This is a genomic window from Mucilaginibacter sp. NFR10 (assembly GCF_900100445.1).
Classification (GTDB): Bacteria; Bacteroidota; Bacteroidia; order Sphingobacteriales; family Sphingobacteriaceae; genus Mucilaginibacter; species Mucilaginibacter rubeus.
In genome coordinates this window covers 208957-230457 of the sequence record NZ_FMTV01000001.1, presented here as the reverse complement: position 1 = coordinate 230457, position 21501 = coordinate 208957, and the positions used below count along the sequence as shown (strand labels likewise).

General features: G+C 44.4%; 19 protein-coding genes. 3 read left to right on the top strand and 16 right to left on the bottom strand.

Translation table 11 applies throughout. The annotated features are described in order from the left end of the window. Positions 1-17 precede the first annotated feature (17 nt). The 12 genes from BLP33_RS01060 to BLP33_RS01005 all read right to left on the bottom strand — a co-directional run bounded on the left by BLP33_RS01060 (position 18) and on the right by BLP33_RS01005 (position 13859). Positions 18-929, bottom strand: coding sequence for an SDR family oxidoreductase (locus tag BLP33_RS01060; RefSeq protein WP_254780041.1), 912 nt, complete (start codon positions 927-929; stop codon positions 18-20). A 6-nt stretch (positions 930-935) separates the two neighbouring features. Then, the gene (locus BLP33_RS01055) at positions 936-1712 is read right to left on the bottom strand and encodes an enoyl-CoA hydratase/isomerase family protein (RefSeq protein ID WP_090523900.1); all 777 of its coding nucleotides are present in this window, start codon (positions 1710-1712) and stop codon (positions 936-938) included. A 3-nt stretch (positions 1713-1715) separates the two neighbouring features. Beyond that, positions 1716-3530 carry an AMP-dependent synthetase/ligase gene (locus tag BLP33_RS01050; protein ID WP_090523897.1) on the bottom strand — a complete coding sequence of 605 codons (1815 nt, stop codon included), beginning with the start codon at positions 3528-3530 and terminating at the stop codon, positions 1716-1718. Between the two features lie 30 nt (positions 3531-3560). Further along, positions 3561-4736, bottom strand: a complete 1176-nt coding sequence (locus tag BLP33_RS01045) for an acetyl-CoA C-acyltransferase (RefSeq protein WP_090523894.1) — start codon at positions 4734-4736, stop codon at positions 3561-3563. 26 nt (positions 4737-4762) lie between these two features. Further along, entirely contained in the window at positions 4763-7141 is a 2379-nt protein-coding gene (locus BLP33_RS01040; protein WP_090523891.1) for a 3-hydroxyacyl-CoA dehydrogenase/enoyl-CoA hydratase family protein, read from the bottom strand. Between the two features lie 39 nt (positions 7142-7180). Further along, on the bottom strand, positions 7181-7633 hold the full coding sequence (locus tag BLP33_RS01035) for a DUF2147 domain-containing protein (RefSeq protein ID WP_090523888.1): 453 nt from the start codon (positions 7631-7633) through the stop codon (positions 7181-7183). 319 nt (positions 7634-7952) lie between these two features. Beyond that, a complete protein-coding gene (locus BLP33_RS01030; RefSeq protein WP_090523886.1) occupies positions 7953-8222 on the bottom strand; it encodes an acyl-CoA-binding protein in 270 nt (89 codons plus the stop codon). A 79-nt stretch (positions 8223-8301) separates the two neighbouring features. Beyond that, positions 8302-8745, bottom strand: a complete 444-nt coding sequence (locus BLP33_RS01025; protein ID WP_208057802.1) for an acyl-CoA thioesterase — start codon at positions 8743-8745, stop codon at positions 8302-8304. Positions 8746-8757: 12 nt separating this feature from the next. Further along, positions 8758-9735, bottom strand: a complete 978-nt coding sequence (locus tag BLP33_RS01020; protein ID WP_090523882.1) for an electron transfer flavoprotein subunit alpha/FixB family protein — start codon at positions 9733-9735, stop codon at positions 8758-8760. A 173-nt stretch (positions 9736-9908) separates the two neighbouring features. Next, entirely contained in the window at positions 9909-10652 is a 744-nt protein-coding gene (locus tag BLP33_RS01015) for an electron transfer flavoprotein subunit beta/FixA family protein (protein ID WP_090526144.1), read from the bottom strand. A 219-nt stretch (positions 10653-10871) separates the two neighbouring features. Beyond that, the gene (locus BLP33_RS01010; RefSeq protein ID WP_090526143.1) at positions 10872-12668 is read right to left on the bottom strand and encodes an acyl-CoA dehydrogenase family protein; all 1797 of its coding nucleotides are present in this window, start codon (positions 12666-12668) and stop codon (positions 10872-10874) included. A gap of 303 nt (positions 12669-12971) precedes the next feature. After that, the gene (locus BLP33_RS01005) at positions 12972-13859 is read right to left on the bottom strand and encodes a helix-turn-helix domain-containing protein (protein ID WP_090523879.1); all 888 of its coding nucleotides are present in this window, start codon (positions 13857-13859) and stop codon (positions 12972-12974) included. A 215-nt stretch (positions 13860-14074) separates the two neighbouring features. On the opposite strand from BLP33_RS01005, the gene BLP33_RS01000 reads away from it, so the two are divergent. Together BLP33_RS01000 and BLP33_RS00995 are read left to right on the top strand one after the other, a co-directional pair. Further along, positions 14075-15298 (top strand): OmpP1/FadL family transporter, encoded by a 1224-nt coding sequence (locus tag BLP33_RS01000; RefSeq protein ID WP_090523876.1) that lies wholly within the window; start codon positions 14075-14077, stop codon positions 15296-15298. 19 nt (positions 15299-15317) lie between these two features. Then, the gene (locus BLP33_RS00995) at positions 15318-16637 is read left to right on the top strand and encodes an SGNH/GDSL hydrolase family protein (RefSeq protein WP_090523873.1); all 1320 of its coding nucleotides are present in this window, start codon (positions 15318-15320) and stop codon (positions 16635-16637) included. A 93-nt stretch (positions 16638-16730) separates the two neighbouring features. Here the strand turns inward: BLP33_RS00995 and BLP33_RS00990 are convergent, their stop codons facing one another. Both BLP33_RS00990 and BLP33_RS00985 read right to left on the bottom strand, forming a co-directional pair. Next, positions 16731-17135, bottom strand: coding sequence for a VOC family protein (locus BLP33_RS00990; RefSeq protein ID WP_090523870.1), 405 nt, complete (start codon positions 17133-17135; stop codon positions 16731-16733). Positions 17136-17353: 218 nt separating this feature from the next. Beyond that, positions 17354-18163 (bottom strand): patatin-like phospholipase family protein, encoded by an 810-nt coding sequence (locus BLP33_RS00985; RefSeq protein WP_090523867.1) that lies wholly within the window; start codon positions 18161-18163, stop codon positions 17354-17356. Positions 18164-18486: 323 nt separating this feature from the next. Between BLP33_RS00985 and BLP33_RS00980 the strand changes: the two genes are divergently transcribed. Continuing rightward, the gene (locus BLP33_RS00980) at positions 18487-19896 is read left to right on the top strand and encodes a hypothetical protein (protein WP_090523864.1); all 1410 of its coding nucleotides are present in this window, start codon (positions 18487-18489) and stop codon (positions 19894-19896) included. Positions 19897-20063: 167 nt separating this feature from the next. On the opposite strand, the gene BLP33_RS00975 is transcribed toward BLP33_RS00980, so the two are convergent. Together BLP33_RS00975 and BLP33_RS00970 are read right to left on the bottom strand one after the other, a co-directional pair. Continuing rightward, positions 20064-20720, bottom strand: a complete 657-nt coding sequence (locus BLP33_RS00975) for a phosphatase PAP2 family protein (RefSeq protein ID WP_254780040.1) — start codon at positions 20718-20720, stop codon at positions 20064-20066. Between the two features lie 209 nt (positions 20721-20929). Next, entirely contained in the window at positions 20930-21490 is a 561-nt protein-coding gene (locus tag BLP33_RS00970) for an isochorismatase family protein (RefSeq protein WP_090523862.1), read from the bottom strand. Between the last annotated feature and the right edge of the window lie 11 nt (positions 21491-21501).

Genomic DNA, 21501 nt, shown 5'->3' with positions numbered 1-21501 from the left:
ATTAACTACCGACCACCCTACGCCGACCTCGTAGCCTTCTCAATATCATCCCACATTTCATCCGGTATCATTTCGAGCCCGCTGAACTGACCGGCACCCTGCAGCCATTCTCCCCCATCGATGGTAATCACCTCACCATTAATGTATCCTGAATAATCGGATACCAAAAAAGCGGCCAGGTTAGCCAGCTCCTGGTGTTCGCCTACACGTTTAAGGGGCACCCTGTTTTTAAAATCAAACTTTTGGGCCATATCTCCGGGCAATAATCTTTCCCATGCGCCTTTGGTGGGAAATGGGCCCGGCGCAATGGCATTGGCACGGATGCCATGCCTGCCCCACTCAACGGCTAAGGACCTGGTCATGGCCAGCACACCGCCTTTTGCACAGGCCGAGGGCACAACATAAGCCGAACCGGTAAAAGCATAAGTGGTTATGATATTCAGAATGTTTCCGGGCATTTTTTCCCTGATCCAATATTTGCCCAAAGCCAGCGAACAATTGGCCGAACCTTTTAAAACAATATCGATAATAGCCGAAAAAGCGTTTGCCGATAAACGCTCCGTAGGCGAAATAAAATTACCTGCCGCGTTATTCAATAGTGCATCAACCTGCCCAAATGTTTCAATAGCTTGCTGCAACATTGCTTCAACCTGGTCGTACTTCCGCACGTCGCAGGCTATTGGCAATACTTTACGCCCGGTTTCGGCTTCCATTTCGGCTGCAGTTTGTTGCAGCACATCCAATTTGCGACTGGTAATTACCAGGTTAGCACCCAAATGCAAAAAGTAAGTCCCTATTGCTTTACCTAAACCTGTTCCGCCGCCGGTTACAATGATGGTTTTTCCTTTTAAAGCATTATCTCTTAACATTCCACCGGCAGTTGCGGCGTTTGGATTTACGGAACTATTTGGAATCGTCGGATCAGTCATCGTCAATTATTTAACAGCTGTATTCTTTGATTTTAAATTCTGGATCATCATCTGCAGGCCTTGCCTGGTTTCGGGCGCCCACCATTGCTTCAGCATCTTATCAAGCGTATCGGTTTGGTCGGCCTTTAGTTTCCCTATCAACTCTTTTCGCAAATTCAATTTACTTTCCGTCCAGGTAACAGGGTTCAATTTCATAAAAGCTGTTACTTTTTCTATTGCAGCGTTCATTAACTTATCTGGTGAAACAACTTCATCAATCAGCCCGGCTTCCAGTGCTTCGTTTACCTTAAGCAGCTTACCTTCTATTAAATACTGATAAGCTTTACGCTGACCAAGCCAAAATGCATATAAATTAAAAACACTATCAGGCACAATAATACCAACCGGAACTTCATTTAAGCCGATGATAAATGCTCCTTCTACCATCACCCGAAAATCACAGCAAATGGCTAATATACAGCCGCCAGCCGGGCTGTGACCACTAATAGCAGCTACCAAAGGTTTCCTGAAAGCGGCTAAAGTATTTTGTAACGCCAAAAAATCCACCCAAAATTGGCGGCTTTGCGCTTCATCATAATCATAAGCCTCAATCAGGTCGATCCCCGACGAGAAAAAGCCTTCCTTACCGGTTAAGATAACCCCGCCCACGTTGTCATCATGCTCCAATGTTTTGATACAGTCGGCCAGCTCTTTAACCATTTCATGACTGATGGCATTCGACCGCCCCCTGTCAAGCGAAATCACTACCAATCGACCCTGTATTGTTGTTTGAAATGTATTCATCGGTTAATTGACAAGGGTTGGATCCTCACTTACTTCGCAGGGATACATTTTATCTATCTCGGTTTTGTATTTTTCGGTGATCACCTTTCGCTTCATTTTTCCGGTTGGCGTCAGTTCACCGCTATCTATCGACCATTCGTTAGGAAGCAAGGTGATCTTCTTCACCTGTTCAACATGGTTAAATTCGGGATTATAGTTATTGATAATGGATTGATAAAGCTCAATAACCTTCGCATTTTTAACTAATTCACTATTGGATAAAAAAGTGATGTCATTTTCCTTACACCAGGGTTTTAAATGGGTGTAAGATGGTACAATGAGCGCCGCGACAAATTTCTTTTCCGCACCAACAACCATCATCTGCTCAATAAAATAATTTTCCTTCATCTTATTTTCGATAGGTAGCGGGGCCACGTATTTACCGCCAGAAGTTTTAAAGATCTCTTTTTTACGGTCTGTTATTTTCAGGAACGAATCCTGGTCTAGTTCGCCTATATCCCCGGTATGGAACCAGCCGTCTTCCAGTACCTCTGCCGTTAGTTCAGGGTTTTTATAATAGCCCAGCATCACATTCGGGCCTTTGCAGAGGATCTCGCCATCAGCAGCGATCTTCACCTGTACACCGCTAAGCAAACGACCTACGGTGCCAAATTTCCTCCCGCTTTTTTCATAACAGTTAACAGCAATTACAGGCGATGTTTCGGTAAGCCCATAACCTTCCATAATCACAATATTGGCAGCGGTAAAAATTCTTTCCAGCTTAATGGGGCAGGCCGAACTGCCGACTACGATGGCTTTTATATTTCCGCCTATAGCAGCACGCCATTTGCTGTAAACCAATTTATCGGCTATGGCCAGTTTGATCTTATACGGTAGGCTGGTATTATTAATTTCATAAGCTTCGGCCAGTTTTACCGACCAGAAAAAGATCTTCCTTTTAATACCGGTTAGTTTCTGCCCCTGCACCATAATCTTCTCAAATACCTTTTCGAGCAAGCGCGGCACGGCGGTAAAAAGTGAAGGCTTTACCTCTTTCATATTTGCGCCGATGGTGTCCATACTTTCGGCGTAATAAATAGAAAAACCGTAGTACAGATAAACATAGGTACACATCTTTTCAAAAATGTGGTTCAGGGGTAAAAAGCTCAAAGCACGTTTTTCTGTAACGGGGATCCGGCTAAGAATGTCGCCGGATGCCGAGGCATTGGTCATGATGTTTTTATGCGTAAGCATTACCCCTTTTGGCCGGCCCGTAGTGCCCGAAGTATAAATGATGGTTGCCACATCATCTTCAGTAATCTGATCATTGATCTGCTGTATTTTTTGCTGATAACCTTCTTGCAAAGGCTTAAGCAATGTGCCCCAATAATCACAGCCATCGATGTTATCGAAAGTAAATATGCCTTTTAACGAGGGGATATTTAAATGAACTTCCTTAACCTTATCGCATAAATCTTTACTGCTTACAAATACATATTTAACTCCGGCCTCGTTCAGGATCTGCTCAATTTCTTTAGTCCCTGTATTAGGGTATAGCGGGACCAGTATGGCACCTGTTTGCTGTACTGCCAGATCGGTTATGATCCACTCGGGTCTGCCGTTGCTTATCAAACCTATTTTATCGCGGCCTTCGGTAGTGCCGTCACCGCCCGAAACGCCCAGGGCCAACAGGGCTGCGGATAGCTGGTTGATCATGGCATGCACTTCTTGGGTGCTGTATGACCTCCAGGAACCATTCTCCTTCGCATTCAAAAGATCCACCTTAGGCTCCTTAGCCTGGGTAATCATGCAATCAAACAATCTTGTCGCCTTTTCCATGCTTGCAATGGTTTAGATAAAGGTAAATTCCTATAACAGTTCAAATACACCCGCCGCGCCCTGCCCGGTGCCCACGCACATGGTAACCATGCCATACTTTTTTTTGCGCCTTTTCAATTCGTTAAATAGCTGAACAGAAAGTTTAGCCCCGGTGCAGCCAAGCGGATGGCCGAGCGATATAGCCCCTCCGTTTACATTTACAATTTCGGGATTAAGCTCCAGCCCTTTTATTATCGCCAATGATTGCGAAGCAAAGGCTTCATTCAATTCTATCAGGTCAATATCCTGTTGTTTCATCCCGGCCATTTTCAACACTTTGGGGATCGCTACCAGCGGACCAATCCCCATGATCCGGGGCGGAACACCTGCAACCGCGTAATTAACCAGCCGGGCAATAGGTTTAAGGTTGTTCTGTTTCATAAAACGTTCGCTAACCACCATCACAAAAGCAGCCCCATCACTGGTTTGCGACGAATTGCCTGCGGTAACCACTCCCTTTGCATCAAACACGGGTTTAAGCTTTGCCAGCGCGTCAATTGAGGTATCGCTGCGCGGGCCTTCATCTGTATCTACCTTAAATTCCCTTTTCGCTTTTTTGCCGCTCTCATCTACATAGGTTTCCACAATATTTACCGGCGCTATTTCATCTTTAAACTTGCCTTCTTTAATAGCGTTGATGGCTTTTTGATGCGAGTTATAAGCAAACTGATCCTGCTCTTCGCGGCCAATATGATATTCTTTAGCAACAGCTTCGGCAGTGAGGCCCATGCCCCAGTAATAATCGGGATGGGCAAGGGCAATATCAGCATTAGGTACAATGCGCCAGCCCCCCATCGGGATCAGGCTCATACTTTCTACACCACCCGCGATAATACAGTCGGCAATGCCACTGTGTATTTTTGCTGATGCGATGGCAATTGTTTCCAGCCCCGATGAGCAATAACGGTTCACCGTCATGCCGGGTACCTTATCGGTATCAAGCGCCATTAACGAGATCAGCCGGCCTACGTTCAATCCCTGTTCGGCTTCGGGTGTAGCATTGCCCACAATTACATCATCAATCTGCTCTTTATCAACATTAGGCACCGATGCCAGCAGATGCCTGATCACATCCGCCGCAAGCGTATCCGGACGGGTAAACCTAAACCCGCCCCGGGTAGCTTTTCCAACAGCGCTGCGGCTGGCTGCCACTATATATGCGTTCATTTTATTGAGATTTATACTTAAAAAATTTAGTTCCTTAACACTTTACCACCGGTTAAAATGGATTGAATCCGTTCAAGCGTTTTCTTTTCGGTACAAAGCGAAACAAAGGCTTCACGCTCCAACCCCAGCAAATATTCCTCGCTCACCATTGAAGGCTGGGACAGATCGCCGCCCGAAAGCACATAAGCCAGTTTCTGCGAAATTTTTACATCATGTTCACTGATGTAATTACCGCTGTACATGGTATTGGCCCCTACATAACCCAAACCCAGGGCCTGTTTGCCCAGCACCCTGATATCACCGCGCGGAATAGGCTGTATGTACCCTTCGTTCGCCATCTGAAGACATTGTTGTTTAGCTTCGGCAAGTAGCCGCTCGCGCGATATTATCACTATGTCCCTGCCCTTTTTAAGATAGCCAAATTCAAAAGCCTCATAAGCCGAAGTGGATACTTTGGCCTGGCCGATGGTTAAAAAACGGTCGCGGAAATTATTGAGTTCTACGTCACCTTCCTGTAGTTCGTCTGAAAGGCGCAGGGCAAATTCCTTTGTGCCCCCACCTCCGGGAATCAAGCCAACACCAAACTCAACCAAACCCATGTATAGCTCGGCATGTGCCACTACCTTATCGGCATGCAGGCACATTTCGCAGCCACCACCCAGGGCCATTTGATGAGGTGCTATAACCACCGGGATCGATGAATAACGGATGCGCATCATTGTATTCTGGAAGGCTTTGATCACCATATTGAGCTCGTCAAACTCCTGCTCAACGGCCATCATAAATATCATGCCCACATTGGCCCCTGCGCTAAAATTTGCGCCCTCGTTTGATATAACTAAGCCTTTATAGCTTGCCTCGGCAAGGGTGATGGCTTTATTGATGCCTTCAATCACCTCACCGCCTATTGTATTCATTTTGGTGTGAAACTCAAGGTTCAGGATACCATCACCAATATCGGTAATGGTAGTACCGCTATTTTTCCACACCGTATTTGTTTCCCGGATATTACTGAGCAAAATAAGGCCTTCGGTACCAGGAATCACCTTGTAGCTTTTCGACGGAATATCATAATACAGGCGTTTGCCATCTTCTATTTTATAAAAGCTTTTTGCACCCGCCGCAAGCATGTCATATACCCATTGGGCCGGTTTGCTTCCCAAGGCTTCCATGGCTTTTACCGTATCCTCAACACCAAGCGCGTCCCATTTTTCAAATGGGCCCAGTTCCCAGCCGAAGCCCGCATTGGTAGCAGCATCTATTTTATAAAGTTCATCGGCTATTTCGGGGACGCGGTTACTGGCATAGGCAAATAACTGATAAAAGGTAGCCCGGTAAAAATCACCGGCTTTGTCTTTTGCCGCAACCAGGATCCTGAGCCTATCTTTTAAGTTATCAACCGCCTTTGTAGTTTCCAGCGAGGCAAATTTTACTTTTTGAGAGGGCTTGTACTCAAGCGTTTTCAGATCGAGCGCATAAAACTGGTTTCCACCTTCGCCTTTTTCTTTTTTATAAAAACCCTGGCCGGTTTTACTGCCCAGCCAGTTATTTTTTAGCATTCCCTCAACAAATGAAGGAATTTTGAATAACTCCCTTGCCTCATCATCGGGTGCGTTTTTGTAAAGACCGTTGGCAACGTGTACCATCGTATCTAAACCTACCACATCATTGGTGCGGAAGGTGGCCGATTTTGGGTGACCTATTACCGGCCCTGTCAATTTATCAACCTCTTCCACGGTCATGCCGGTTTGCTGCACATAATGCAGCACACTCATAATGCTGAAAACCCCGATGCGGTTACCGATAAATGCCGGCGTATCTTTGGCTAACACTGTAGTTTTTCCCAGGTATTTTGCGCCATAGTCCATCAAAAAATCAACAACGTCCGCTAAGGTGTCTTTTGTGGGAATAATTTCCAGTAGTTTTAAATACCGGGGAGGGTTAAAGAAATGGCTACCACAGAAATATTTTTTAAAGTCATCGCTCCTGCCTTCGGCCATTAAATGTATTGGGATACCGGATGTATTAGAAGTGATCAGCGTGCCGGGTTTCCGGTACTTTTCTACTGTTTCAAATACATGTTGTTTAATATCCAGCCGTTCCACAACTACCTCAATCACCCAGTCGCAATCCGCAATTTTGGGCATATCATCTTCAAAATTGCCGGTTACGATACGTTTTGCAAATGATTTAAGGTAGATGGGCGAGGGGTTTGACTTTAACGCGAAGTCCAGCGCGTCATTAACAATTTTATTCCGCGCTTTTTTATCTGCCGGGGCATCCTTGGGTACAATATCAAGCAACAGTACCTGTACGCCGATATTTGCAAAGTGACAGGCAATACGACTGCCCATTACTCCCGACCCCAATACTGCAACCTTTTTTATAATTCGTTTAGCATTCATTAGTATCTGCTTGTGTTATTAAAAACTCTTATCTTTAGTTTACTCTGCCCGCGACCAGGTTGTTGTCCGCCCGAAAAGCGAAATGCCAATGTATCCGCGGATATCCAGGGTTTTACCTTTATAGGTCATTTTGCAGGAGTATGTTTTGCCGTTATTAGGATCGTAAATTGTTCCGCCCGAGTATTTGTTATCCCCATCTTTCACAAAATCAGCCAGTACGGGTAAGCCCAGCCTCGGCCTTGAACGCAATTTTTCGTCACTATTCATTTCGTCAACTTTCGGCTTCCCATCTTTTAATGGTTCCTTAAGCCATACCACCTTACCATAAAACTTACCGTTGCTTTCTTTAGAGATCTGGATTTTGGCGGTTTTTACGTCGTTGTACCATAAACCTTCAATTTTATCGGTTTGCGCTTTTGCGTTGATGCTGACCGCCACAATGGTTAGCAGGATTAATACAAAACGGGTGAAATGTTTTTTTGATGCTGACATTGCCTTAGGTGTTTTTTATAGTTAAAAACAAGTCGGTTTTTAGGTCTTTGTCGCATTTACCCCATATCAATACGGGTATCAGAAGCCACCTAAAAAGAGACAGAGTAGAATTATAAAACGGTTTATATAAAGCTAAAAGCAGCATGCACAAGGCTTAAAGCTAATAGCCTGGTTATTATTATTTAATTATCTACGTGAATTAATAGATTCTAATCATATCCCCGATACCGGGATGGTTTATAATAACAAATATCTATTTCTGCGGTGCTTTATAAAGGTCTAAACGGCGGAAACATTTGTCAATATTTCGGAATTAAAGTTAGCTGGTTTTATTTGATAATTGCGTTACAAGCTGGATATATTGCTGCATGGCATTATCGGCGGTAGTGCCCTTCTGTTTTAGCCAGGCATCATATTTTGCTTTAGCTACAAAATCAAACATACCCGGAGGGTTTTCTGTATTTATATCGCCTTCCGTTGCTTGCTTATATAAACTGTACAGGCGTAATAATGTTTCATTATCAGGTTTTGAGGGTAGTTCCTTACTCTCTTTAACGGCCCTTTCAAAAGTGCCTTTCAGATCGGTCATAGATAAATTATTTAAAGCTAAAAACAGAAGGCATAAAGCCCAAAGCTTATAAACTGATATTCAACACTATTTAATTATTTCAGGCTGGATTGGCCTCTTCCACATAATCACTGCTCCGGGGCGCCTTCATAAACATCTGGCTTAGTTTTGAAGGCAATACGGCCAGCTTACGCTTTTCCATATCTATCCATGAACCTTCGGCATTTACGATTGCGGCTTTAACACCGTCACCCCGGTACAGCTCATGCCTGATTGCCCAGCGGGAACCATCAGGCCTGGATTTGGTAAGCTGGCAGGTTACCCTGATCTGCTCATTGATCCCGATCTCTCTCAGGTAAATCATTTCTTCCCTGAATAATACAGGCCCTATTTTGTATTCATAAAGTGTAGGCAGTTTTAAACCCAGGCTTTCAAGCATGGTGATGCGTGCCTGTGCTGCAAGATCGGCATATGCAGAATGCCGCATGTGCTGGTTCGAGTCTATCTGCGACCACAGCACCTGTCCTTCATAAAAAAACTCCATAGCCCTGATTATTTATTGATGATGTTCCTTAAACTTTTTTACAGCAGCAGTCAGTCGTGGCAGAATCTCCAACGCGTCACCAACTACACCATAATTGGCTGCTTTAAAAAATGGGGCTTCGGGATCTTTATTGATCACTACAATAGTTTTTGAGCCGTTAACCCCCGCCAGGTGCTGGATAGCCCCGGATATTCCCACTGCGATATACAGATTTGGGCGAACGGTGCCACCTGTTTGGCCCACATGCTCGTGATGCGGTCGCCAGTGCGAATCGGCTACCGGGCGCGAACAGGCCGTAGCAGCGCCCAACTCTTTCGCCAGGTCTTCCAGTATGCCCCAGTTTTCCGGGCCTTTTAAACCCCTGCCTCCCGAAACAACCAGCTCGGCATCGGCAAGCGGCACCTCGCCGGTCACTTTATTTACCGATTTCACTTTTACGCCAAAATCCTTTTCGCTAAAGCTAACATCCAATTGCTCAACAATCGCCTTACCCTCCTCCTTTTTCGCCGGGAAAGTGTTAGGCATCAGCATAATCACCTTTACCTCACTTAAAATATTTACATACGCAAATGCCTTGCCCGAAAACACGGCTTTTTTGACCACAAAGCCTTTTTCCGTATCGGGGTAAGAAAGCGCCCCGGCTACCAGGCCTGCTTTTAATTTTACAGCTATCCGCGGCGCTACCGCCCTGCCCCTGATATCATGAAGGGTTACAACTACTTTACTATTCTCCTTTTGTGCTGCGGCTATTAACGCGCTGGCATATGCCCTTGAGTGTAACTCGTCCAACCGGCTATCGGCAACGTGCAGCACTTTTTGAGCACCGTACTGGCCAAGGTTTTCCATTTCAGCTTCGGTAACGCTGCCTAAAGCAACGGCAGTTACCGTAGTGCCCATTTTTGGGGCTATTTGAGCGGCATATTGCACAGCCTCAAAGCTTTGCTTTTTTATAATTCCTCCGGTATGTTCCACCAATACTATTACAGACATTTTTTTGTTTTTTTAGTTAGAAGTTAACTGTTTAAAAACTATTTAAGTTTTTCGGGTAGAGACGCATAATTGCGTCTCCCGCAGGACAAGCGGCTTTACTTATCTTTTTCAATTGCCATAATTTGCATTCGGGAGACGCAATTATGCGTCTCTACATTTAATAATAATTGACATTATATAACCTTAGCCTCTGTATGCAACAGCTCTACCAGTTCATCCATATCATCCGGGCTTACCAGCTTGATACCGGCCTTGGCAGGCGGCAATTCATACGACAGTATTTCGGTTACAGCAGTTATTCCTGAAGGCGTAATGACCTTTAACGGACGCGTACGTGCCGCCATGATGCCGCGCATATTGGGAATGCGGGCTTCGGCAACACCTTTCTGGCAGGAAATAACCAGCGGTAAATTACAGGCATCTGTTTCTTCACCGCCTTCTATTTCACGATTTATCACAGCAGCATTGGCCTCTATGCTGATCCCGGTTGCGAAACCAATATAATCGAGATCAAGCAATTCGGCCAGCATGGCACCTGTAGTTCCGTTATTGTAATCGATAGATTCTTTGCCGCATAAAATAAGGTCATAACCAACCCCGGCGGCATATTCGGCTATATAATGAGCCGTTTCATAAGGGTCATTGCTCTCAGCATCAATACGGATAGCTTCATCGCCACCCAACGCCAACGCTTTCCTGATCACGGGCTCAACATCGGCCTTACCTACAGTTATCAAATGAATTTCGGTGGCGATACCGCTTTCTTTTAATTCGATAGCCCTAATCAACGCGTACCATTCATCATACGGGTTGATCACATAAGTAACCCCATCGCTGTTAACAGAAGTATTATTATTTTTTAATACAATTTTGGTGCTGGTGTCGGGCACCTGGCTTATACACACTAATATTTTCATTATCAGAATTTTGTTTTTTAGGTTGATGTTATTTGAAAAATAAGCGAGGGGATTGTTGCCGTTAACGTAAAAGGCAGGGGATTGTGCGATTCCCCTCTTGAGAGGGGTGGAGGGGTGTGTCTCTGCTTTGATAAGCATACAGCATAAACACACCCCTGCTATCACTCGTTCCTTCGCGCCCCCTCTCAAGAGGGGATTTTTTTTAGCTTAAATGCAGCACTAAAAACAATATTTATTTTCGGAGATCAATTTGGCTGCGATATTTCTGCGTGCCTGGGTGGTATTGATGTCGTCGGTTTTGGTGAAGCGCTTTAGTCCCATGAGCATCATCCTTCTTTCGTCGCCTTCGGCAAATGAGTTCAGTGCTTCTTTACCCGATTTGGCAATATGTTCGGCTGCGTCATTGATATACACCCGCATCATGTCCAATTGTTCTTTACACGCTTCTTCGCCCCTTAAGCCAACCAATTTCTCTACCCTCAATTGCAGCGATTCGCTTACATACAGCTCTATCAGCATATCGGCCAGGTTCATCAATACTTCCTGCTCTTTGCTCAATTGCATCATTAGTTTTTGAACAGCCGCACCGGCTACCATCAATATGGCCTTTTTAAAATTGGCTATGTATTTCTTTTCTTTAGTAAACAGGCCATCTTCTTCGGTTGCGCCAAAATCAGGGATGCTCATCAATTCACCGGCTACTTTCTGGGCCGGTCCCATCAGGTCAAGCTCACCCTTCATGGCGCGTTTCAGCATCATATCAACGGTTAACAACCTGTTAATTTCATTGGTTCCCTCAAAAATCCGGTTGATCCTTGAATCGCGGTACGACCTGTCCATCGGTGCCTCGGCACTATATCCCATACCACCATAGATCTGCACACCTTCATCGGTTACATAGTCCAGAACCTCCGAAGCATGAACTTTAAGGATCGCCGCTTCGATGGCAAATTGCTCAGTGCCTTTCAGTTTAGCTTTGTTTTCATCAAGGCCGGAAGCGATTAACATTTCTGTAGCCTCCTCCATATTCTGACTGGCCCTGTACACGGCCGATTCTGCCGCGTAGGTACGGATAGCCTGTTCGGCCAGTTTATATTTTATCGCCCCATATTTGGAAATAGCACGACCGAACTGCTCCCGCTCATTAGCATAACGTACCGATGAGGTGATCACATCCTTACTGGCCCCAACTGTGCCACCGCCTAATTTAATGCGACCAAGGTTTAGAATGTTGACTGCTATCTTAAAACCATTCTGCCTTTCGGAAAGGAGGTTTTCAACCGGCACTTTGCAATCGTTAAAAAACACCTGGCGCGTTGAGCTCCCTTTGATCCCCATTTTATGTTCTTCCGTATTTAACGAAAGACCCTCAAAATCCTTTTCAACAATAAACGCGCTCAAGTTTTCATCGTCATCTATCTTGGCAAAAACCGTAAACACATCGGCAAAACCAGCATTGGTGATCCACATTTTTTGCCCGGTGATGAGATAGTACTTGCCATCAGCAGAAAGTTTTGCCCTGGTTTTACCCGAATTGGCGTCTGAGCCTGCGGCTGGCTCTGTAAGGCAATACGCCCCTTTCCACTCGCCGCTGGCCAGTTTAGGAATATATTTTTGTTTTTGAGCATCGTTGCCATAGTATAATATAGGCATGGTGCCGATACCCGTATGCGCCGAAAAAGCAACCGAAAATGAGTGACCGGCACCCAGCTTTTCGGTAACCAGCATGGCGGTTTTAAAATCTTTACCAAAACCGCCGTATTCTTCGGGCACGGAGATACCTAACAATCCAAGTGCGCCTGCTTCGTCCATTAAATGACGCATTAACCCCTCTTCCTGCTCGTCAATGCGCTGTAGGTTTGGTGTTACTTGCTGTGCCAAAAAATTGGTACATGTTTCGGCGATCATCAACTGTTCTTCATTCCATTCTTCGGGAATAAAAATGCTATCCGCAGAAGTTTCCCTGATCAGAAACTCCCCTCCTTTTATGGCTTTCATCGGTTCTGTGGCATTCATAAAGTTTTTTGGTTTATAATCAGGAGTAAAATTAGAGGCATTATTAAGCCAAAGAAAGGGCAGCAATGCGGAGATATTAGTCAAAAAGTCGGAAAGAAGAGGGGGATGGGAGGGTGGAAAAAGGCTGTTGGTGTCCGAAACCTGAAGATCGACTGGGAATGATGGTTTAAAAACCCATGTCATTGCGAGGAGGAACGACGAAGCAATCTCGTAGCTATGCAGATGGACATGCATTGGCTACGAGATTGCCACGCTGCGCTCGCAATGACATATTTTTTTATTACTTAATTAACTAATAAACAATCAATGCGCAGATATCGCCCTATAATCAGAAGGCGACATGCCGGTATGTTTCTTAAAATATTTGCCAAACGATGATTGGTCGGGGAAATGGATGCTCTCGGCGGCGCGGGCAATGCTGATCTCGTGGTTTCGCAGTAATACTTTGGCTTCCAATATTACCGCGTCGTCTATCCATTCGCCCGCGGTTCGCCCGGTTACTTCCTTAATGGTTTCGGTTAAATGTTTGGGAGATACATACAGCGCGTCGGCATAGTATTGCACGCTGCGGTGTTCTTTATAATGATGGAAAATGAGGGATTGGAAAAGTACATTCAGTTCCTGTTTCCTGGTTTGTTTACCTTTTATTATCAGGTGTTGCTTTTCGTAAATGGCCTGTATTTCATAAAGCAGCGTCATTAAAATGCTCCTGGATATTTCAACATCATAAGGATGCCCTTCGCGCGCTAATTTCCGCTGGATCAATAAATAAATTTCCAGGATCATTTTGGCATCGGCATTGCCCGGATAAATTACCGGGATAGACGCGCTGTTGAAATAACTGAATGATTCAAGGAAATGGCTATTAGCATTATTTTCGATTAAAAAAGCTTTGCTGAAAACAACAAACCGGCATAAAAAATCGGCACTGCTATCGTAGATCCTCAAAACATGAAATGGGGTTGCCAGAAGCATGGCATCCGGCCGGGCATCATAAACCTGCAGGTTTACTTCTACTTTGGCTGTGCCCCGGGTACAAATGCCTATAATATAACCGTCCGAACGATAAGGATATTCGCTCAGGCTCAATAATTGCTTTTCGTCAACAACAAAAAAATCGGCACCAGCCAGCTTGTCTGCATACAGATCTGCAAATTTCGACAGGCTTAATTGTCCAACTTTATTATTCATATAGTTTAGATATATAATTTTAACTATTGTATTTATTAAAGACGATTGTAAAGCAATTTTCTTATCTGATATTAAAAATAAGCTTTATCCGACTTTTTGACTAATATCTCCGCATTATAGCCCTTTTTTTCTTTTTAATCCAAACTAATTTTATCCCTGACAGTTTCAAATTGTAACCTACAAGCAATTTCCTGTCACGAACCAATTATATTTTTATGAGAAAAATTCTACTATTGGTGCTCACCGCAGCACCGCTGTTAGCTTTTTCCCAGGGTTTCCAGGTGAACCTTGGGGGACAAAAACAAATAGGAATGGGCCATACAGGTACGGGTATCGTACAGGATGGAGCTTCCGTATTTTTTAACCCCGGCGCAGTAGCCATGCTGCCCGAAAATTACATACAGGGAGGAATAAGCCCTTTACTGTTCAAATCTGTTTTCAACCCCTCGGGGACATCAATACAGGACCATACCTCTAATAAAGTTGCTACTCCGTTCCATGCTTATGCGGTATGGGGCCCTAAATCTTCCTTCTGGAAACTGGGACTTGGCGTTTATACCCCTTTTGGCGGTTTAACCGACTGGGGCAATACCTGGCAGGGCAAATATGTACTGGAAAGCCTCGACCTGAAAGCCATTTATATTCAGCCAACACTAAGTATAAAACTGGCCGACTGGATGAGCATCGGCGGAGGCTTCGTTTACAACCATGGCAGCGTTGATCTGACGCGCGCCATCCCGCTGGCAAACAGCAACGGCGACCCGGGACAGGCCCGGTTGAAAGGCAGCGGCAAAGGCTACGGGTGGAACGCGGGCGTTTACTTCAAAACAGAAGCAGGTATTACCATAGGGATCACACACCGCTCGCAGGTAAATACCACAATTTCGGCAGGGAACGCTATTTTTACTGTACCTGCATCGCTGCAAAGTAGTTTCCCTCAGCCCAATACCTTTAGTTCAACCATACCCTTACCGGCCACTAACTCCATCGGTTTCGGCTTTTACCCCAGCAGCAAATGGATATTGGCCATTGATGTTAACCTGGTTAACTGGGATAGTTATAAAACGCTATCGTTTGATTATAAAAACAATACGGCTGTATTACAGGACACCCACTCCGCCCGGAACTACCAACAGGCGTTTAGCTTACGCGGGGGCGCTCAATATAAGGCTACCGATAAACTGGCCCTGCGTTTTGGCGGTGGCTATGGCGGCACCGCCGTTTTAGATGGCTATGTAACTCCCGAAGTGCCGGATGCCAACCGGGTTTATGGTACCCTGGGCTTAGGTTATACCGTAGCCAAACGCCTGGATATAGATATCTCCTTTGAGTACGAGCACCTAATGAAGCGCACGCAAACCAATATCGAATCGCAATTATCGGGAACATTTAAAACCGATGTTTACATACCAGGTATCTCATTAGCCTATCATTGGTAATCCTTAAAGAAATCAGTTCATGAAAACGTTTAAACTACATATTTATATTGTTGCAGGGTTACTGTTATTAGGTGCCTGCAAACCCGAAATCCATACGCCAAAACCATCCGCAGGTTCTGTCGATTTTTCAAGATACATTGCGTTGGGTAATTCGCTCACTGCCGGTTATGCCGATGGTGGCTTATACCTTGCAGGTCAGCAGGTATCTTATCCCAGCATCATCGGCAAGCAAATGCAGTCGGTGGGCGGGGGTACATTTACGCAGCCGCTATTCAGCACGGCCCAGGCAAATGGGTCCGGGTATTTATCACTTACCGGCTTTAATGCCGATGGCACACCGATTACAACTCCTGTAACTACCAATCTGGCAGTACGCGGATTATTGCCTGTACCCGGCTTCGGAAACGTGACTTTATATACCAAATACACCGGCGATATCAATAATTACGGTGTGCCCGGCATTAAGCTGATGCATATCACCTACGCACCTTATGGCAACCTTAACGGGTATTTTGAACGACTGTTGCCCGGTAACGCGCCAACAAACTCCACCACTTATCTCAATTTTGTAATGTCGAAGCCATTCACTTTCTTCTCAAACTGGCTGGGGAACAATGACGCTTTAAGCTACGCGACATCCGGTGGGGCCGGCGACGTGCTGACAGATAAAAACACTTTTGCTGCCTTGTATAATGTATTGATCAACACCCTCACTGCCAAGGGACAGAAAGGCGTAGTTGCAACCGTACCGGATGTAACCTCAATACCTTATTTTAATACCATCACCGTTTCTGCAATACTGGCTGGCGTACAAAAAGCCAATCCAAATGCAAAAGCATTGTATATCAACGCGTTGGTTTCGGGCAGTACTTATGCGCCGCGCGCAGCAACGCCTAATGATCTTATCGTACTTACCTTCCCCACAAGCAAGATCGGGCAGCCGGTTGCAACTCCTGTTGGTAACCTGCCTTACGGTTTAACGCCATATACTCCGATAGATAACCAATATGTACTTGACGAAAAGGAAGTTGCCCTTACCGGGGATTATGTAAATTCTTATAACACCACCATAAAATCTGTAGCGGCGGCAAAAGGCCTGGCTGTATTTGATGCCTATACCTTTCTGCAAAATGTTAAACTGAACGGTCTGGTGGTTGACGGTGTAAGCGTTAACTCAAATTACATCAGCGGCGGACTGTTTTCGCTGGACGGAGTACACCTTACACCGCGGGGCTATGCAATTGTGGCCAATGAGTTTATTAAGGCTATTAATGATAAATACAACTCATCAATACCACAGGTGAATATATCAGATTATAACGGGGTTAAGTTTCCTTGATAGTACTAAGTCTTTAGTCAGAAGTCTTAAGTTCTAAGTCGATAGAGGGTAAATCCTGACTTAGCACTTAAGACTTTCGGCTAAAGACTAAAATCACTCCGCAGCACTATCCGGCTCCGATTCATCGCCTGGCTCCCATAGCTCAATAATGTTCCCTTCCGGATCGAGAATATGAACAAATTTACCATAATCATATTCAGCAATCTCGTCAATAATGGTTACGCCATCTTTTTTTAATTCGTCTACCAGTGCAACAAGATTTTCTACCCGGTAGTTAATCATAAAAGGCTTGGCCGACGGATTAAAATATTTGGTATCCTGCGGGAACGTACACCAGGAGGTGGACCCTATTTTCGACGGATCATCTGCATGCCGCCACTCAAACGTTGTCCCGTATTGGCCGGAAGGCAGTCCAAGGTTTTTGACATACCATTCGTTCATACCTTTCGGATCGTCGCATTTAAAAAATACGCCTCCAAGGCCCGTTACTTTTTTCATAGTTTAATTCTGTTTGTATGATTAAGTTGCTATAACATAGAAGGAAAGTTGTACAGTATTTTGAATGCTATTTAACACCTGTTAAATACTTCTTTATGCACAGCTTCCTGAGCAATTTCCATCTATTTTAAGACATTACCAAATCTGTTTTCAGATCGTTTATCCAATACTAACGACAATTTTAAAGCTACACTGCAGTATCGTTTGCGGACAGGTTCTTACCCTTTCAGCCTATGAATAACCTCTTTTAACTTTTCGTTGCTGTTGATGGTTTTTAAACCCTCTTCATACCCTATCATATAAATTTCTTCGGCGGCATCGGTATCAAAAATACCATAACCACCCAAGCCACGCGGCTCGATAACTATATCGCACAACATTTTATGCGCATTGAGGCCCGAATTAATCGTTATCATGGCCGCCCTGTCAACCAGGTTCACAAATGATTTAATTGTTGAAACAACAGGCAAATGGTTACAGCATGAACCTATGATGAGGTCACAATTGCCCACCAATGGTTCAACCGGAAAATTATTGAGTATGCCGCCATCAACAAACATATGATCGTTAATGATGATGGGCCTAAAAATACCTGGCAAACAGCATGACGCTAAAATTGCTATATCCAACTCGCCCTCGGTAAAATAAACCAGCTTTGCTTCTCCAATGTCAACGGCGGGAATGGTAACACGTGTTTTGAGGCTTTGAAAGGAATTATGTGGAATATATTTATTAATCAATACCCTGGCGTGTGTTATTGAGATCAAACCGTTGCTGCCAAATGCCGGGCGCAGCAATTTGAGCAGGCTGTTGTCTTTGATGACGCGTAAAATTTCTTTTGGGGTATATCCCTCTGCAAAAAAAGCCGCAGCTATTGCGCCTGCACTTGTGCCCGAGATATGCGAGAATTTGATACCATAATCGGTTAGGGCCTGCATCACCCCCAAATGGGCCACCCCTCTTACCCCCCCGCCAGACAACACTAATCCTATCTTTCTTGAGCCGTTTTGATCAATATTTGTATTCATTTTTTATAGATTACCACCAGTCCGTTACCCGGGAAAATCATCGGACCGTTGAGGTCAAGATATTACTTTTTTAATTTAATAATGTTAATTTTTTAAATGATCAACTTTATTAATCTTATTCGCCGGACGACAGATGGCATAATTTCTATACATCAACTGTACCAAATGGTGCCGCCCTTGTTTTTTGTTATCAATTAAGAATACAATCAATATATCATATACGTATTTATCTCACCGAAGAAAATATCATATCTTTTAAAGATTTAACGGAAAATTAATTTTACTACAGGTTCTTTGGTACAGTTTTTCGGGTTCTTTACCTGATGACAAAAGACCTTCTCCTCTTCCTGTGCCTGTTTATTGTAAAAACCTCCTTAGTGTGCGCACAATCACCAACGCTCAATGGCGTATACATTGGTGCAGAGTTATACAACACGCCTTTTAACGGCATGCAGATCAACAATATCGTGATCAGTTTCCGGAGCGATGGCACTTTCAATAACGCATTGAACCAGGCAGACTGGAAAACCAAATCCAGCGGTTCTTACACAGTTAAGAACAACCTTGTACAACTCACATTTAAAAACGGCGACGAAAGCAAAAAATATAAACTGGCAGCTAATGGACACCTTGAAAGTACAGCAGGGATAAAACATACCTTGTATAAGGTTAAAAAAGTAACTGTTATCCCTGCCGGGCTATATGAAAAAAGAAGCGCTTCCACCAGTGGGGGAATAGGTACGGGAATGCCGGCGGTGGGCGCTTTTTCTTCTGATTTAATTTATTTTGATGGTAAAGGAAATTTTTCAACAGAACGGTCGAGCGTTGTTGGTGTAACGGGTGATGCAGTGGGCGGTACTATAGGTGGTAAATTTGAAAAAAACGGTAAAACCAGTGGAACTTATAAATTGGGCGATGGAGAAATAACTTTAACATTTGGTAATGGCACTGTTGCCAAACAAAGCTTCTTTTACAGTCCGCCAAATGAAGAAGACCTGATTTTGTTGAATGGTGAATTCTATTTCAGAAACGAGGATGACAAAGAAAAGCCAGCAATTACACAAGGAACCACCGTTAGTTCAAAGACAAATACAAGTAAACCTGCAACAACTGGCCTGCCTGCGCCAGCCAGTCTGCTTACCCAACTCAGGGCACACTATGGTGGCGAAAACATAGACAAGTTAACAACTGTTAGGGAAACGGCCACAGTAACAGGTAACATGCAAATTATCGCTTTAACCGATATCCTTAATAACAGGATCCGTGCAGAAGTAAGACAGAACGGGAAGTTACTACTGGTAAAACAGCTGGACGGAAACGAAGGCTGGCAATGGATGAACGGCACAAAAAAGCCTTTAACGCAGGATGAAAAAGACGAACTAACCTTAAGCCTGTACCAGGGGATCCTGGGCTTGCATAAAAAACTAAACAGCTCTTTCCTTACAGGCACAGTATCCGCATCGGGCGATGATTATATCGTCACTTTTTACAGAAGTAAGAATAAACTGTTGTACCTGATTGGTAGTGATTATAGCCTGAAAGGAAATGCTTACTCCATCAATTCAGCGCCTGCTAATATTTCTATCTACAAAGATTTCACAAAAGCCAATGGCATCACCTATCCTGCTACCACCGAATCATCCGACGGAAAAAACAAACTGGTGTCAAACACGACCTCTATCGAGTTTAATCCTGTTTTAACCGAAGATAGTTGGAAAATGCCGGGAAGCTAAGCGTATACTTAGCTGTTGCGGTTCCATTTAAGCCTGTGGATACGTTTCCAGTCGGTGAGTAATAATCCAGCTAAAAAATCAAGTATGGCAATCATATATCTGACAAATTGATAACTAAAGATAGCGATTAAATCATAACTAAAAGACTTTCAGGCGATAAATTACCTCTACTTTTTCAAAAACGACATAGCCGCCGCACTTCCCGCCCCTACTGTTAGCCCGGCTGCCACATCGGTTGGATAATGAACACCGAGATACATTCTTGAATAGCTGGTGGCGCCCGCCCAAAAGAAAGATGGCGCTATCACATACCATTTAGGATAAGCCGCCGATAAAGCCGTAGCCGTAGCGAAGCTTGATGAAGTATGCCCCGAGGGGAACGAGGTACCGCCCGCCCGGTAAACCGGCGTGATATTGATATTTTGAATAAATGGCCGCGGCCTTTTCACCAGATGCTTGATCAGCAGCATAAAACCATATGATATGGCCGTGCTGCTGGCTACATAACCTGCGTTTTGGCGCATTTCTTTATTATTGCTTGCAATACCTCCTACCAGTAAGCCCGCCGGGATCCCGATATCGCCGTACAAAACATTCTTGCTCAGGAACATGAAAAAACCTGTTTGGCCGGGTGTGCGTTGATTTTGCAGATCGATCATGACACGGTCGTCCCAGCGCTGAACAGCGGGGGGAATAAATGCAGGACTATTTACGGTGACTTTCGCCGAATCCGCCTGAGCGAAAGCTTTGTTTGTGAAGCAAATAAATAAGCACTGCAAATGAATTAAAACTACCAGGGATTTAAGCGGGGAGATCTTTTTCATAGGCGGTTTAGTAGCAATATCCACACTGCTAATTTAACTATAAATGCCTATTGCATAGAGATTGTTTGTTCGCCGAAACAGAACCACAAAGAATGGATGACCAGAAGAATAAGACTTACGAAATTTTTGAAGCTTTGTAAGTCTTATTCTTCAACTTACTAAGGGTAGATACAAAGCAAAGATGCGTCCTATTATACACTTACCCTCATCTATCCCAACTTCTCAATAATCTCGGCGGTAGTACCCACCTGCCCTATTCTCGGGAAAATGTATTTAAAGCTGTGGGCATGCGCTTCGGGAAACATATCGGTCATGGCATCACTGGCAAAGGCTATATTGTAGGCATGCTCGTTGGCCGAGCGGGCAGTAGCTTCAACGCCTATGCTGGTGGCTACGCCGGCCAGTACAATTTGCGTGACGCTTCTCTTTTGCAATTCCTCGTGCAGACCTGTATTATAAAAAGCGCCCCAGGTTTTTTTGGTGATAAAAATATCCGTTGATTCGGTTTTAATTTCGGGCACTATTTCGTTCCAATCGACCGGGAGTTCGGTCATGCTGTTTCTATTGTTGTCGCGCCTGGTTTTAAAAGCCGCACCGGTTGGTTCTACATGAACAACAACAATAGGCTTACCGGCCTTACGAAAGGCTTCAACCAATTGAGCCGATTTTTCAAGTATGCCGGCCATTGGATGAGCACATGAAAGTTGTACAATGTATTTCTGCAAATCTATCAGCACCAGTGCTGTATTTTGATCTAATGTAGTTATCATGGTAGTTGATT